Raw genomic sequence first — 16,127 nt, 5'->3', positions numbered from 1 at the left:
GGTTTATGTAGGTTTAATGCCAAACAATAGGGTCAAATTGATAGTAATTCACCAACATGCTATAAATTTCAGGATCGTATCGGCGAAGCTCTGCGGGCTTTTCGAGGAAGGTTTCGGTGAGTACAGCAAAAAACTCAGCTTCGTTAGTCGCACCATAGCTGTGAATAACATGCGGCATGCTATAAGCAACATGACTTTTCAACTGCGTAAACGCGCGGCTAAATACTCGGCCCCACTCTTTGTAATCTGCTGAACTTTTTAAAATGGGTGTCCCCGTTGTTTTGCCTGTTTCTTGATCGAGTTGGTGCGCAAACTCATGAAATACCAGGTTATGTCCATCACTTGGTAAACGATTACCCTCAAGCACATCATGCCAACTGAGTACAAGCGTACCGCCAGGCCAAGACTCACCTAATCTTACCGTATTATGGTAACTCACAAGTCCTGCACTATCGCGAGTTGATTGCGGAGCGTAATAAGCACTTGGGTATAATAAAATTTCTTTTACATTTCTATATAACGGCCACGGTTTATTAAGCACTAATACACACGCATCGGCGGCAACAATTAACTTCATTGCAGACGTTAACCTTAAACCATCACAACCGACAAAACGTTTTTCGTTTAAAAACCACGTAATATGTCGCTCTAATTTATCTCTGTCAGCGTCGGTCATTTTTTTATAGATGGGCATGCAACGCAGTAAAATATCTTTTTGCTGCGAATTTAAAGCAAAGTCTTTATATTTACTGCGCCATAATCTATTTTGAATTGATGGCCAGCGCCAGAAAATCACCACAAAAAGAATTAAAACAACAATTAACAGTCCATTTATCATGGGGATTTCCTGAGCTAAGGTATGGTATATAAATATGTCCGGCACACATGTATTTCAAGCATATGAGGTATGTATTTAAATATAAAGTAATTCGAATTGTATGACCTATAAACTACTTATAAATTACTTACTGCTTTGCACTACCGTTAAAATGGTGACTTTTAAGATTAAACTTTGCAAAAGGTGCCAAATGTATTCTGCAATGTGTTTATAAACTTTGCTACGTGCAAACCATCCATTAATGAATGGTGTACATCAATAGCTAAAGGCATTGTGCCGGTGTGTTTATCAAACTGACCAAATACAAATTTAGGAATACCTAAACTCTCACCTTCACTAAATGCATGCGAAAACGCACTAAAATTCAGCCACGGCAAAACAGAAATATGAATTAAGTCTGCCTGCCCTTCCGTTTGGGCAAACGCATCAGAGAATAACGGCTGTAATTTCGCTTTTGTGCTTACATCTCTTGCATGTTCTGCAAACTCTTTAAACTCGCCCGTGCTATTAAAGTAACTAAAAACAAATGTATCGTTTTCAGCAAGCTCCACCACGCTTGCGCGAACACTGTTAAGTAGCCATGGCTTACTGTCTATAATACGTAGCATTATTGAGTCGTACTCATGGCACGCTTTTAAGGTGCAATATACATACGCTTGAAAAAAAGAATATTGATTGGTTTTACAATAGTCGTACAGTGCTTGAGCATCTAAACGCACACACACGTTAAAATAAGGCTGAGAAAAGTGTTTAAATAATTCAAAGTGTTGCTTTCTAGGCCAATTATCTAAATCGATAGGCTGTATAAGAGAAGTTGAGGGAGTCATAATTTGCCGCACAAAATTAAAAATAAAGTGTACCGCTGTTCAGTAATAATTGCATTAGGGTCTGTTAATCTTTCAAGGTTAAATCCGTAAAGATCAACCCCCCTTAACTTACAGATCAAAAAAGGGTGTGCAATTGCACACCCTTATATAAATTCGGACTTAGATTACAGGCCGTTTTTAATGATCTCTTGCGCTAATTCATCAGCAATTAAATGCGTTGATTTTTGCTCTTTTTCGCTACGGGCAAAAATTTCAGTTAACGTATTAAAAATACCTTCAACATGTTTATTAGACGCTGCTGCACTGTAACCTTCTGGCGCTGTTTCGTAATAAACATTAATAATACCACCGGCGTTAATTACGTAATCAGGTGCATATAAAATGCCTTTTTCACGAATAACTTCACCATGGCGAGACTCTGCCAGCTGATTATTGGCACAGCCTGCAATAATAGTCGCTTTTAAACGCGGTATAGTTAAGTCGTTAACCGTTGCACCTAATGCACACGGTGCATAAACATCAACGTTTAAGTCGTAAATTTCATCAATACCAACTGCAGTGGCACCAAAATCATTAACTACACGGTCAACTGCTGCTTGGTTTATGTCGGTTACAAACAGTTCAGCACCCGCATCATGTAAATGTTTACATAAACCATAAGCAACAGCACCTAAACCTTGAACGGCTACTTTAACGCCTGCAAAGTCTTGGTGGCCACGTTGATGTTGTAACGCGGCTTTAATTCCTAAAAAAGTACCGTAGGCTGTAAATGGTGATGGGTTACCACTTTTACCCTCAAGACCCAGTACGTAATTAGTTTCTTTATTCATAATAGCGACATCAGCACATGTGATGTTTACATCTTCTGCTGAGTAATAGCTGCCATTTAATCGCTCTAATTGGCGACCAAATGCACGGAATAATTGCTCAGATTTAATTTCTTTTGCATTGCCAATAATAACAGATTTACCGCCACCAAATGGTAGGCGCGCTACTGCATTTTTATACGTCATGCCTTTTGATAAACGTAGCACGTCATAAACGGCATCTTCGTCGTTCGCATAATCCCACATTCTACACCCGCCAACTGCAGGACCTAGGTTAGTATTATGCACAGCAATAATTGCTTTTAAACCTGACTCTTCATCAGAACAAAAAACCACTTGTTCATGGTTATCAAATTCAACTCGATTAAACACAGCCACTTAAAATACTCCGAAATAGTTAACCCGTGAGAGGGTATGCGCGCTGGAAATTGACGAGACTTTATCACTTCATATTAGAGTTCGCTACACTCACAGATGATAAAACCGATGAAAACATCGAGCTTAAATTAAATAACCAAATTAAAACAATTGAATAGATAAAAAATTCACAAAATCGTTATTTGTAAGTTTTAAAAACTATAAACATAAGAACCATACCAATTTACGTTTACGTGAACGTAACACCACTATTGCGTGTAAAGTTTAATATACAGGTGCGACTTGGCCGCCACGTACTGCTGCCTATAGGTTTTCAGTAGAAGGTGAGCTTTTTCGTTAACTGGTCAGAGCTGTAAACTTACTAATAACTCTATTTAAAAAAACAAAAAAGCGAGCACTAGGCTCGCTTTTTAAAAACATAACGTACGTTATTTTAGCTTGCTATCAAGCTCTTCAATTTTAGCTTTCCAGATTGCAGGGCCTTGTGTATGCGCATTGGCGCCTTCACTGTCTACTGCAACGGTCACTGGCATATCTTCTACTTCAAATTCATAAATAGCTTCCATACCTAAATCTTCAAAAGCAACTACGCGTGCTTTTTTAATCGCTTTAGATACTAAGTAAGCTGCGCCGCCTACTGCCATTAAATAAACAGATTTATGCTCTTTAATCGATTCAACTGTTGCAGGGCCACGTTCAGCTTTACCAATCATGCCTACAATGCCTGTTTTTTCTAGCATCATATCGGTGAATTTATCCATGCGAGTAGCTGTTGTAGGGCCTGCAGGACCTACTGCTTCATCACGTACCGCATCAACAGGACCAACGTAATAAATAAATTTATTATCAAAGTCTACGCCTTTTGGTAAACCTTCACCTGAATTGATCATATCTTGCAAACGTTTATGCGCTGCATCACGGCCTGTTAAAATAGTGCCCGAAAGTAAAACGGTTTCACCCATTTTCCATTCTTGAACATCTTTTTTGGTCAGTGTATTTAAGTCAACACGACGTGTGCCTTCGCCCACTTCAAATGTTACTTGTGGCCAATCTTCTAGTTTAGGCGCTTTTAAATTCGCAGGGCCAGAGCCATCAAGCGTAAAATGTACATGGCGAGTTGCCGCACAATTTGGGATCATTACTACAGGTTTTGAAGCCGCATGCGTTGGTGCTGTTTTAATTTTAACGTCAACAACCGTTGTTAAACCGCCTAAGCCTTGTGCACCAATGCCTAATTTATTAGCACGGTCAAAAATTTCTAAACGCAGTTTTTCTTCAGTTGTCTCTGCGCCGCGCTCCATTAGTTCATGGATATCAACCGGATCCATTAACGACTCTTTAGCCATCACTGCCGCTTTTTCAGCCGTACCACCAATACCTATTCCTAGCATGCCTGGCGGACACCAACCAGCACCCATTGTTGGTAGTGTTTTTTCTACCCATTCAGCAACGTCATCAGACGGGTTTAACATAACCATTTTACTTTTGTTTTCAGAGCCGCCGCCTTTAGCCGCAACCATTACTTCTACTTTACCACCCGCTACTAAATCGATATGTACTACCGAAGGCGTATTATCTTTAGTATTTTTACGCGTACCAGCAGGGTCTGCAACAATAGATGCACGTAAAGGGTTATCTGGATTCAAATATGCACGACGAGTACCTTCATCAACCATTTGTTGAACGGTTAAATCTGTTTTATCCCACTTAACATCCATACCTACTTTAACAAAACAGGTAATAATACCGGTGTCTTGGCAAAGTGGACGCTTGCCTTCAGCCGACATGCGTGAGTTAATTAAAATTTGTGCAATGGCGTCTTTAGCCGCTTTACTTTGTTCTTTGTTGTAAGCTTTTTCAAGTGCTTGAACAAAATCAAGTGGGTGATAGAACGAAATATATTGCAATGCATCTTCAATGCTATCAATAAAGTCTTGCTGACAAATTGTACTCATAGTGGTTCCTTAAGTTACCGTTACGCGTTGTCGCGTAATCTAAATCAAACCGGTGACGGTGGTTTGCACTGTTTTTTGCAGCTTAGTGCTGCCAAAAAATTTGACTTATGATACCCTCCCAGCCCGTTTCGAGCCAGTTCTTAAAGGGGCAGTAAATGCTAAACAATAAAAAAAATTGTATTAAATTAGGCATAACACAAAACTGCATTGACGTTTTTGCGCATTTTTCACACTTGCCTTATGCAATTCTATTAGATTCTGCAAATAGTAATCATATAAACAGCCGTTTTGATATTATTGCCATTGAGCCGCAAAGTACCCTTGAAGTAAAAAATAATAAAAGCTTTTTAAATAATATAGAAAGTAGTGATAACTGCTTTGAAATTATGAATAATGAGCTTTCGCATCTTGATAAAACAAAAGCCGGTTACGATTTACCCTTTAACGGCGGCTGGCTTGGCTACTTTGGCTACGACCTAGGCCGTACAATTGAAAACATCCCTACTCGTGCTATCGAAGACATTAATCTTCCCCAAATGGCTATTGGCCTTTACTTAGATGCCCTTATTTACGACAAGCAGCAACAAAGCTGGTTTTATGTATCGCAGCCAAGTACCGATCGATTAGCGCTTTATCAGCAATATTTAAATACACACGTTAACTCCCAAGTTAATACGCAGTCCTTTGCCCTAAACAGCGACTGGCAATCAAATATGAGCGAAACGGAGTACGCTGCAAAATTTTCCCAAATTGAGGAGTATTTAAAAAGTGGCGATTGTTATCAAATTAATTTAGCGCAGCGCTTTAACGCTCAGTTTGAAGGCTCCCCTTGGGCTGCTTATATTAAACTGCGTGAAGCAAATAAAGCACCGTTTTCAAGCTTTATAAATCACCCTCAAGGAGCTATTTTATCAATTTCTCCTGAGCGCTTTATATCTGTAAATAATAACGTTGTAGAAACCAAACCTATTAAAGGCACGCTACCGCGAAAAGCAGATGCACTAGAGGATCAACGCCAAGCGCAAATACTCGCAGCATCAGCTAAAGATCGCGCTGAAAATGTCATGATTGTTGATTTACTACGTAACGACTTAGGCAAAGTAGCAAAACCTGGCAGCGTTCACGTACCTTCCCTTTTTGCTATTGAAAGCTTTCCGGCAGTGCATCATTTAGTAAGCACGGTAACCTCAGAACTTGATGAAGGTAAAACAGCGGTCGATCAGCTAAAAGCGGCTTTTCCGGGTGGCTCAATAACCGGTGCACCCAAAATTAGAGCGATGGAAATAATTGAAGAATTAGAGCCGCATCGCCGCAGTATTTACTGTGGTTCAATTGGTTATTTAAGTGCCTGTGGCAATATGGATACGAGTATCACTATTCGCACCTTGGTGTGCCACAAAGCGCAAATTTACTGCTGGGCGGGTGGCGGAATAGTCGCTGATTCTAAAGTCGAATTGGAATATCAAGAAACTTACGATAAAGTAAATAAAATCCTCCCTTTATTAAAACAGTAGGTCGCTTTGAATAGTGAACACATTACGGCGCGGTTTCTGTTAAGCCCTACAGCTGCGCCAAATCAGTTAAAAGACACACGTAAAAAGCGCGCTAGCGCTGTTATGCTGCCAATTATTGATATAGATAACCATGCACATATTTTACTGTGTAAACGCCCTACTTATTTACACCATCACCCTGGGGAGATTTGTTTGCCCGGAGGCAAATTTGAAGTAAGCGACATTACCCTTCGCACCACAGCACTTCGCGAACTAAAAGAAGAGCTAAATATTGCCCAAAGCAACGTTAATGTATTAGGTCACTTACCTGAGTATTCAACCTTAACGGGTTTTAGTATTAGCCCCTATGTGGGTTTACTCAAAAAAGACACCACCTGGGAAAATGACTATAATGAAGTACAAGCGAGCTTTTTGCTCTCTGTCACTGAGTTAAATAACGAAGCTAACTGGCAACCCTTACCTTTTCAACGTTCTGGGAAAACGGTTATTTTGCAAGGTTTTAAAACGCCACATGGTTTACTTTGGGGTGCGACTGCAAGCATTATAAAAAACTTTACAAAACAACTCGCCTTACCAGTTTAAATCTTCGTTATTAGTAGTTACACAATCACAATTCCACGTTATCATGCTCGACCGTTCAAAGAGCAGCTTCGTGCTGATAAAACAAAGTAGAGACACACATTATGATCAGTGCATTTGATATGTTTAGCATTGGTATTGGCCCTTCGTCATCACACACCGTTGGCCCAATGCGCGCATCACGCTTATTTGTTAATGACCTACAAGAACAACAATTATTAGCAAATGTTACCGATATTAAAGTAGAGCTTTATGGCTCTTTGGGTCAAACAGGTGTTGGCCATGGCTCGGGTAAAGCAGTAATTCTTGGTTTAGCCGGTTACGATCCTGAAACAATTGATGCCGATTTAGTCGACGATATTTTAGCAACTATCGAAAAAGATCAGGTTATTTATTTAAACCAAACACACAAAGCTAAGTTTCCAAAACAAGGTGCTATTGTTTTTCATCGTCGCAAAACGCTGCCTAAGCATTCTAATGCAATGGAAATTATTGCCTCAAACAACGGCAAAAAAGTTTACAGCAAAGTATATTACTCTATTGGCGGTGGCTTTATTGTTACTGACGAAGAGTTTGAAAACGAAAAACAGGCGGCACTCGATATAAGAGAAGAAAACCCAGCCCCCTTTCCATTTGGTAGCGCAAAAGAGCTGCTAGAGATGTGTAAAGAGTCTGGGTTTAGTGTTTCAAGCTTGATGATGAAAAACGAAAAAACACTGCGCACAGAAGATGAAGTAAAAGACACACTGTTCCATATTTGGAAAGTAATGATGGCTTGTATTGACCGTGGTATGCGCACCGAAGGTATTTTACCTGGCGGCTTAAAAGTAAAACGCCGGGCACCTAGCTTATACTTAAAACTAAATATAGAAGTAAGTAACGACCCTCTTCGTGCAATGGATTGGGTTGATTTATTTGCCCTTGCAGTTAACGAAGAAAATGCTGCTGGTGGCCGTGTAGTTACCGCACCAACTAATGGTGCTGCGGGTATTTTACCAGCTGTGCTTATGTACTATCACACATTTGTAAAAGAAGTAGACCGCGATATAGCCACGCGTTATTTATTAACGGCTGCTGCTATTGGTATTTTATATAAAAAGAATGCCTCTATATCGGGTGCCGAAGTAGGTTGCCAAGGTGAAGTTGGCGTTGCGTGTTCTATGGCTGCAGGCGCATTAACAGAAATTGTTGGTGGTAACGTTGTACAAGTAGAAAACGCTGCAGAAATTGGTATGGAGCATAATTTAGGCCTAACGTGCGACCCTGTTGGTGGCTTGGTGCAAGTGCCGTGTATTGAACGTAATGCAATGGGCGCAATTAAAGCAATTAATGCCTCACGTTTAGCTATTCGTGGCAGTGGCGAGCAAAAGGTATCACTTGATAAAGTGATTAAAACCATGCTTGAAACCGGCAACGACATGAAAACTAAATATAAAGAAACCGCTCGCGGTGGATTAGCAGTTAACATTATCGAATGTTAACCAGCTCTTTATAAAAGTAAAAAGCCGTCTATTTAAAAATAGACGGCTTTTTTATTATTCGTTCAATGTAGTGACATTATTTAACGGGTAACTCTATATCTGCAAATAATTTATCTACGTCATCTTGGTTACGTAGTAAACTTGCTCTCTCTACGCGCTCTTTAGTTAAGTGCGGTGCAAAACGTTCGATAAAATCATACATGTAAGTACGTAAAAAGCTGCCCTTTCTAAAACCAATTTTAGTTGTACTTGCTTCAAATAAGTGGCTTGCATCAATACACACTAAATCAGTGTCGCTCACTTGATCTATCGCCATTGACGCAACAACACCTACTCCTAGCCCTAAACGTACATATGTTTTTATAACGTCAGCATCGGTTGCAGTAAATACAATGTGTGGTTCAAGCCCGTGTGCGCTAAACGCTTTATCTAACTCTGAGCGCCCCGTAAAACCAAATACATAGGTAATAAGTGGATACTGAGCAATGTCAGCCACAGTTAAACTGTTTGCTTTTTTAGCCAACGGATGATCTTTAGCAACAACAATACTGCGGTTCCAATGATAACAAGGCAACATCACTAAATCTGAATACAAATGCAGTGCTTCTGTTGCAATAGCAAAATCGGCATCACCACGTGCTGCAGCATCAGATATTTGTTGTGGTGTACCTTGGTGCATATGAAGCGATACCGCAGGGTATTTTTTCATAAAGCCTTGAATAACATTAGGCAAAGCATAGCGAGCTTGGGTATGTGTAGTTGCAATGTTTAACTTACCTTGGTCAGGCAACGTATGTTCATTAGCAACAGCTTTAATACCTTCTACTTTAGAGAGTATTTCGCGAGAAATATTAATAATATCTTCGCCAGCACCCGTTACATGCGTTAAATGCTTACCGCTGCGACCAAAAATTTGCACACCTAACTCATCTTCTAACATGCGTACTTGTTTAGAAATTCCTGGCTGCGAGGTAAATAAACTCTCAGCCGTCGCTGAAACATTTAATTTATGATTTTGTACTTCTACGATGTATCTGAGTTGTTGTAATTTCATGGCTGCAAATTTTAACGTTATTATTCATATTATTTATAAAGGCAATACTAGTTAAAACCAAGTGTTATTTACATAAAATGACACATATAGGCTTTACGTATGCAATTATCTGATTAGAACTCAAGGCTAGCATAATAAATATGCTTGAGGTAGCGATGATTATTCAGCTTCAGTTTATAAGTCCTTAGGCTTACTACAGTTTGTAAAGGGCTTAACCTATAAATTTTTGGTATATATTTTAAGTTAATCAGCGTAAAGCTACCCTGTTAACGTATATTTAATGTAAGATTAAAAAATTAGGTTATACATCCGAGAATTACGCCATGATCGTTTCTATTATAATAGTGCTTATAGTTGCATTGATTGTGATTGCACTTTGGGTAAGTGCTGTACAGCAACACAAAGAAAAACAAGAGGCTGAACGCCGTAAAGAGCTTACAAAACAAAAAGCTATAATAGAAGAAACAGAAGAAGCGCTAATGAATAGTGCTAATATTCCCCTTTCTGAAAATTTAATTCGTACGTTACAACGCCGTATTTACGAAGCTTTAAATACAATGGTTACTAACTCGCAAACATCTAAAGCACTTAAAGGCCGCTTAAGTGAAGCGAAAACGCACTTATCTAATCCAGTTCAAGATAACAGCAGTGAAGCATTAACATTACCCAGCAATGACAAACAGCTTGTAGGCCTAATTCAAGGCATTAAAAAATTACGCTCAATTTTACGTTCTGAACACAGTAAAGGTCGTATTGACAGCCAAGTTTTTGTTTTAGAAGATAAGCGTCTCGAAAAACTACAACTGCGTATTAATATTGAAAGCCAAATAAAACGAGGCTTGTCTGCCCGCTCAGCAAGCATGGTTGGTTCTGCAAGACAGTATTTTGAAAAAGCACAGGCAACACTAAGTGCAGTTACCTACTCTGATGAATATGTAACAACAAAACGCCAAGAAGTTGAAGGTTACTTAGAAGCGATTAGTGTTGAACTAAGAGCCTCTAATGCAAGCGCACTTAAAAAGAAAACAGAAGAAGAGCAAGACGACTTAGACATACTGTTTGCTCCTAAAAAGAAATGGTAGCGTTAATATACTAAAAAATAAGCATTAAAAAAGCCTGCATAAATTAAAATTTATGCAGGTTTTTTTTGTATTTTTTGTTAGCTATTAAGACAAAAATGCAAACTTGAAAACAAACAAGGCTGTTAATATCCAAACACTAATACTGACTTGATCTTGCTTACCGCACAATACTTTAACCGCTGCATAAGATATAAAACCAAGTGCAATACCATGCGCAATCGAAAACGTTAGTGGTGTCATTAGTAATACCACAGTAACAGGAATTGCATCGGTCATATCATCCCAGTTTACAAACTTTAAGTTTTGCAGCATCAGCACAGCGACATATAAAATGGCGCCCGCCGTTGCATATGCCGGTACCATTTGTGCAAGCGGTGCAAAAAACATCATTAGTAAAAAGCAAATACCTACAACTACAGCCGTTAAGCCAGTACGTCCGCCAACAGATACACCAGCAACCGATTCTATGTACGATGTAGTCGTAGACGTGCCTAGCATCGCACCTGCAATTGTTGCTGAGCTGTCAGCACTTAGTGCGCGCCCTAAACGAGGCATGTTACCTTTTTCATCAGCTAAACCTGCTTTTTGAGTTACAGCAACTAACGTACCCGAAGTATCAAAAAGATCGACAAACAAGAAAGCAAAAATAACACTCATCATTGATATATCAAAAGCGGCTGCAAAATCTAGCTGCATAAAAGTAGGCATTATTGATGGTGGCATAGCCATAACGCCGTGATATTCAACAAGCCCAAAACTTAGAGCAATGCCAGTCACTAATAAAATACTAATAAGCACGCCACTTTTAAAGTCGCGGTATAAAAGTGCTGCAATTACAAAAAAGCTTAATATAGCCAATAACGGTCCTGGAGAAGTAATGTCGCCCAACTGCACTAATGTTGCCGGGCTTGAGACAATAATGCCTGCATTTTTAAGGGCAATTAATGCTAAAAAAGCACCTATTCCCGTTGCGATTGCTCGCTTGAGCACCAGAGGTATGGCATTAATAATCCACTCTCTGACTTTAAATAAGCTTAAAAACAAAAATATACAACCCGACATAAATACAGCCCCTAACGCGGCTTGCCAGGTATAGCCCATCCCTAATACGACACCATAAGTAAAAAAGGCATTTAGCCCCATACCCGGCGCTAATGCTAATGGATAATTAGCCCATAAACCCATTATGAAACAGCCTATCGCAGCTGCTATACATGTCGCTACAAATGCAGCCCCTTGATCCATCCCTGCCTCTGCGAGCATAGCCGGGTTTACAAATACAATGTATACCATAGTTATAAAGGTAGTTAGGCCAGCAACGCATTCGCGTTTAACTGTTGAATTATTTTCGCTCAGTTTAAATAAGGCTTCGAACATAATAAACTTGTGATAGTAAAAAGTGGCGAGATTTTAACATAAAAATTATCTTTTACAGGACATTTTACCTTGCTATATACTAAACTGTTAAAGTAGTTAAAATAATAAATGAACCAATATGCTTAAAACAACACCTTGTGAGCAAGACTTAGAGCAACAGCTAGATAATATTTTAGGTTTTGTTACTCAACCCGAAAATACCTCTGTGCCCGTAGATAATAAAAAAGATGAACAAAGTACGTTAAATAAAGCCCTATATTATTTAAAAAATAATCAAGCTCCATTGGCTGCAAAATGGATGCGCCTTGCTGCAATGGCAGGAAACCATAGAGCACAGTTTTATTTAGGTTTATTTTTTGTGAAAGGTGAAGGCGTACCACAAAGTGTATTTCATGCTGTAGCTTGGTTAAGCCTAGCAAGTAGCCAAGGGTACGCACCTGCCACTGCAGCAGTTACAGATATACGCAAACATATCGAAACTAAGCGATTTAAAGATGCTCAATGTTACGCAGCAAGTTTGTACGAACAAATCCACCAACTTCAGTTTTCTCATTTGATCCCTCGCACGAGTGAAAACACATAGGCTAACTATGGAAAAAGTACTGTATACAGTGTTTGAAAGTACTGTATATGGTTGTAGTAATAGTCTTATACAGTACAAAAGCCAGTAATGAAGACACGACTCAAAAATTTATTTTTAGAATCTCTTTTCAAAAACAACTCCATAACAAACTGATTAATAAAGAATTATAAATTAAAAAACAAAAAAAATGATCAAAAGCTGAATGACTGTACAAATAAATAGCATAAAATGCTTGCACGAAAGCACTGTATAAACTACTGTATATGGATACTGTATAAAAACCCAGTGAGTGAAATTATGTTACAGCCTATTACCGTAAGAACAGTTAAAAGTTACCAACAAGATGAGCAAAGCGATTGCGTGAATTTGATTCAAATTGAAGATGAGATTTCAGCGACCTTTGAGCTTTTAAAAGTATTACACCAATACAATAGCTCTAATGCATGGACGTTATTAATTGCTCCAGATCATGTACCGAGTAAAGCTTTACTTGACTCATGCTCTATTGATACAAGTAAATTACTTGTTATTAGACAAAAGCACTTAGTAAATCTAGAGTATGTATTAAACTCTGCATTACATAACGGAAACTTTGCAGCGGTAATTACTTGGACCGATATAGTTAATAACCAACTACTGACTAATTTATCGTTCGATTTAAGTAAAACGAATACAAAACTATACTGTTTTACTAAAAAGTCTCAAACAACAGAGATATCACTCGCCCAATAAGCTTGTTAAACTAATGTTTTAAACTTTGTATTATTATTATGACCTCACTCGATACCACATTATGTTTTTGCAGCAGTGGGCACAATTATGCCGATTGCTGCGAGCCGCTTCACTTATCTGTTAAACAAGCTGACACTCCTGAACAACTTATGCGCTCACGATTCAGCGCTTATGTTATTAAAAATGCAAAATATGTTTATCAAACCTACGCAAAAGAAAAACAAGCTGAGAATCCGGTTAAAGAAATCAATGATTTTGCTAACAGCTGTCGATTTATAAATCTTGATGTAATTGGGTCAAGCCATGATGACAATACTGGCAATGTAGAATTTAAAGCCCAGTATTTTTATCAAAACTTATTTTGTGAGCTTCACGAAAAGTCGCAGTTTATTAAAGAAAATACTCAATGGCGTTATTTAGATGGCACAATATACCCAGTTGAAGATATTAAAGTGGGCAGAAATGATGACTGCCCATGTGGTAGCAATAAAAAGTACAAAAAATGTCATAGCGTGTAATAAATAATCTTATTTAATATTTATTACCTACAAGGTGTTTTTAAGTGGCAGAGTGATTTATTAGCTAGCTAAACTTAAAAACACACTTGATTACGACCTTGCATTTTGGACTCATACATTTTTTCATCTGCGATCTGCAACGTGTTTTTGTTATTTACATATGGTTGTAGGGTTGCACCGCCAATACTAATAGTCACAAAGTCATATTCTGAATATCTGTGTAATATTCCTAAATCGACCACATTTTGTTTAATTTTATCAGCAACACAAATTGCACCTTCAATGCTTGTATGCGGTAGGACAACTACAAACTCTTCGCCGCCGTAACGCGCAACAAAATCGGTTGGTCTTTGTAAACTATTAGTAATAGTTTGTGCAACAAGGTTTAAAACCGTATCACCTTGCACATGACCATAAAGATCGTTGTATTGCTTAAAGTAATCTATATCGATGAGTAAGAGCGCATAGTCGACTTTTTCTCGCAAAGCGCTTCGTTCCATTTTAGAAAAATGCGCATCAAAATAACGACGATTGAATACCTTTGTTAAATCATCTAGAAATACTTTTTGATTGAGTAAGTCATGTTGCAGTTTCATCGTAATATGGGCGCGCACCCTTCTATATAAAGTTTCCGAGTTAGTTGGTTTCTTTATAAAATCTACAGCCCCGGCCTCCCAGCACTCTTCTTCTTGATTTTCAGATGAGGTAACAAAAATAACAGGAATATCTTGTGTTTCAGATATGTTTTTTAATTTAAGACATGTTTCAATACCACTCATTCCTTCCATATTAATATCGAGTAGTATTATATCTGGCGGATTATGCTTACAAATTTCAATCGCATCCTCACCACAGCTCGTTGTTGTTACACTAAAATGCTCTGATAATATTTTTTTCAATACTATGAGACTCAATAGCTGATCGTCAACGACAAGTACCTTAGAGTTCTTTAGGCTTAATTTTAATTGATGGTCAGAGTAATTTATCGGCATGGTACAACTGTTTCGTTTTTTTTATTAAACACACCCTATATCACTACATTTTGTTATGCAAATGTTAATAAATTAAAATTCTACTTATTAGTTACTAATAAAATGATTTATGGTGAATCTTTAATACATAAAAACAAAAAATGAGCCACTTGGGCTCATTTTAAAACTTCGAACACTTAATTAAATTAAATGTTATTCGTCATCATCTAAATTTAACTGTTGACGTTGAGCAGGTCGAGCTAAAATCTCTACATAGAAAGAGGTCAAACCTTGCTTTTCAATTTCGCCAATTTGGTTACTTAATTCAGCTACGTGCACAACTTGCGCATCTTCAGCTGTGTTACCAAACTTACAGTCAAATGCCCAATAGTCAGCATCTTCAGGTAGCGTTTTATTACGCTCTCTTTTCAAATATTTTTTCACTTCGTGCTTTGCAGCATCAACCATACGAGGGTATTTGATTTTCTCGTGATTTAGCGTGAATGTTTTCTTCATTACGTTCCTAATTACCTTGGTTTAATGATAATGGCATTTCATGTCATACCATTTGATGCCATTATAGCAATTGCATTTAATTTTTGGATGCTTTTTTTTCATTAAATCAATTATTAGCAAATATATAAAGCAGACCCGTTATAAAGCATATATTAACTGATGATTATTACAATCATATATCACACAGCAATAAGGTGAAGTGGTTGATGTAATGCATCATTATTAAGGCTGTCGTAAAAAGCAGCTGCATCCATAGGGGGATTAGCTAGTTGCGTTTGTTCGCTTTTAATTCTTCTTCTGACAGCTAGCTCACAGTTATCTATTATATTAAGTGGAATATGCATATCATCATTTCTAATCGCAAGTGGTTCAGGGCTTAAGCATTGTCTTAGCTTAATACTTGTCATACCACAGCGCTCCCCTTCTTGAGATATTAATGAAGCATTAAATTGTCCAACCAACATATTATATTCATCAGGGGCTAAAAGTTGCTTTGGACCTGCACCAAATTGCTTTCTTAATGCCTCTTCTTCTATAACTAAATTATCTATTTCAGTTTTTGGTAAATGAAATTGACTAAAGTCGAGTGCGTCATGTGACAGCATCGCTAATAATAGTGCAAATTCGCCACGGCGATTTTCATGCACACTATTATTGAGTCTACTGTTTAACTGACTCTCTGTGATTAACAAATCATCTATTTGCATAGTCTTTAGCCGATTGTGGTAACTGATAGATATTTATCGGCTTTATTTCAATTTTCTTTAGCTTTTTTCTTTACTTAAATACGCAATTTGCTATTATCAGCGCCGTTGCATTGGAGGGGTTCCCGAGCGGCCAAAGGGATCAGACTGTAAATCTGACGGCTCAGCCTTCGCTGGTTCGAATCCAGCTC

General features: G+C 38.2%; 16 protein-coding genes. 7 read left to right on the top strand and 9 right to left on the bottom strand.

The window, feature by feature from the left end; translation table 11 throughout:
- Positions 1-13: 13 nt before the first annotated feature.
- From WNY79_RS02470 to WNY79_RS02455, 4 genes are all read right to left on the bottom strand, one after another.
- On the bottom strand, positions 14-838 hold the full coding sequence (locus tag WNY79_RS02470) for a M90 family metallopeptidase (protein ID WP_076924099.1): 825 nt from the start codon (positions 836-838) through the stop codon (positions 14-16).
- 167 nt (positions 839-1,005) lie between these two features.
- Positions 1,006-1,644, bottom strand: coding sequence for a chloramphenicol acetyltransferase (locus tag WNY79_RS02465; protein WP_342875238.1), 639 nt, complete (start codon positions 1,642-1,644; stop codon positions 1,006-1,008).
- Positions 1,645-1,829: 185 nt separating this feature from the next.
- Positions 1,830-2,870, bottom strand: a complete 1,041-nt coding sequence (locus tag WNY79_RS02460) for a Glu/Leu/Phe/Val dehydrogenase (RefSeq protein ID WP_170070653.1) — start codon at positions 2,868-2,870, stop codon at positions 1,830-1,832.
- A 428-nt stretch (positions 2,871-3,298) separates the two neighbouring features.
- Positions 3,299-4,825: a fumarate hydratase gene (locus tag WNY79_RS02455; RefSeq protein ID WP_007583843.1), complete on the bottom strand. Its 1,527-nt coding sequence runs from the start codon at positions 4,823-4,825 to the stop codon at positions 3,299-3,301.
- A gap of 155 nt (positions 4,826-4,980) precedes the next feature.
- On the opposite strand from WNY79_RS02455, the gene pabB reads away from it, so the two are divergent.
- The 3 genes from pabB (at position 4,981) to WNY79_RS02440 (ending at position 8,399) form a co-directional block, all read left to right on the top strand.
- Positions 4,981-6,339, top strand: coding sequence for an aminodeoxychorismate synthase component I (gene pabB, locus WNY79_RS02450; RefSeq protein ID WP_197185969.1), 1,359 nt, complete (start codon positions 4,981-4,983; stop codon positions 6,337-6,339).
- A 6-nt stretch (positions 6,340-6,345) separates the two neighbouring features.
- Entirely contained in the window at positions 6,346-6,921 is a 576-nt protein-coding gene (locus WNY79_RS02445; RefSeq protein ID WP_076924093.1) for a CoA pyrophosphatase, read from the top strand.
- A 101-nt stretch (positions 6,922-7,022) separates the two neighbouring features.
- Positions 7,023-8,399 (top strand): L-serine ammonia-lyase, encoded by a 1,377-nt coding sequence (locus tag WNY79_RS02440; RefSeq protein WP_342875026.1) that lies wholly within the window; start codon positions 7,023-7,025, stop codon positions 8,397-8,399.
- Positions 8,400-8,475: 76 nt separating this feature from the next.
- Here the strand turns inward: WNY79_RS02440 and cysB are convergent, their stop codons facing one another.
- Positions 8,476-9,453, bottom strand: a complete 978-nt coding sequence (gene cysB, locus WNY79_RS02435; RefSeq protein WP_002961670.1) for an HTH-type transcriptional regulator CysB — start codon at positions 9,451-9,453, stop codon at positions 8,476-8,478.
- A 323-nt stretch (positions 9,454-9,776) separates the two neighbouring features.
- Between cysB and WNY79_RS02430 the strand changes: the two genes are divergently transcribed.
- On the top strand, positions 9,777-10,535 hold the full coding sequence (locus WNY79_RS02430; RefSeq protein WP_076924091.1) for a hypothetical protein: 759 nt from the start codon (positions 9,777-9,779) through the stop codon (positions 10,533-10,535).
- 84 nt (positions 10,536-10,619) lie between these two features.
- On the opposite strand, the gene WNY79_RS02425 is transcribed toward WNY79_RS02430, so the two are convergent.
- Positions 10,620-11,912: an NCS2 family permease gene (locus tag WNY79_RS02425; RefSeq protein WP_342875025.1), complete on the bottom strand. Its 1,293-nt coding sequence runs from the start codon at positions 11,910-11,912 to the stop codon at positions 10,620-10,622.
- Positions 11,913-12,030: 118 nt separating this feature from the next.
- On the opposite strand from WNY79_RS02425, the gene WNY79_RS02420 reads away from it, so the two are divergent.
- From WNY79_RS02420 to WNY79_RS02410, 3 genes are all read left to right on the top strand, one after another.
- Positions 12,031-12,495, top strand: a complete 465-nt coding sequence (locus WNY79_RS02420) for a sel1 repeat family protein (RefSeq protein WP_342875024.1) — start codon at positions 12,031-12,033, stop codon at positions 12,493-12,495.
- 297 nt (positions 12,496-12,792) lie between these two features.
- Positions 12,793-13,227, top strand: coding sequence for a SulA-like leucine-rich domain-containing protein (locus WNY79_RS02415; RefSeq protein WP_007583705.1), 435 nt, complete (start codon positions 12,793-12,795; stop codon positions 13,225-13,227).
- Positions 13,228-13,265: 38 nt separating this feature from the next.
- Positions 13,266-13,745: a YchJ family protein gene (locus WNY79_RS02410; RefSeq protein ID WP_342875023.1), complete on the top strand. Its 480-nt coding sequence runs from the start codon at positions 13,266-13,268 to the stop codon at positions 13,743-13,745.
- Between the two features lie 74 nt (positions 13,746-13,819).
- Here WNY79_RS02410 and WNY79_RS02405 read toward each other — a convergent pair whose 3' ends face one another.
- The 3 genes from WNY79_RS02405 to WNY79_RS02395 form a co-directional block, all read right to left on the bottom strand.
- Complete coding sequence (locus WNY79_RS02405; RefSeq protein ID WP_076924089.1) at positions 13,820-14,737, bottom strand: diguanylate cyclase; 918 nt, start codon at positions 14,735-14,737, stop codon at positions 13,820-13,822.
- A gap of 192 nt (positions 14,738-14,929) precedes the next feature.
- Entirely contained in the window at positions 14,930-15,232 is a 303-nt protein-coding gene (locus WNY79_RS02400) for a DUF6172 family protein (RefSeq protein ID WP_342875022.1), read from the bottom strand.
- A gap of 179 nt (positions 15,233-15,411) precedes the next feature.
- Positions 15,412-15,939, bottom strand: a complete 528-nt coding sequence (locus WNY79_RS02395) for a VC2046/SO_2500 family protein (protein WP_342875021.1) — start codon at positions 15,937-15,939, stop codon at positions 15,412-15,414.
- Between the last annotated feature and the right edge of the window lie 188 nt (positions 15,940-16,127).

It is taken from the genome of Pseudoalteromonas sp. AS84 (assembly GCF_038900255.1).
Classification (GTDB): Bacteria; Pseudomonadota; Gammaproteobacteria; order Enterobacterales; family Alteromonadaceae; genus Pseudoalteromonas.
Note: the sequence above shows the minus strand (reverse complement) of the source record. Positions and strands in the feature narration are given on the sequence as shown.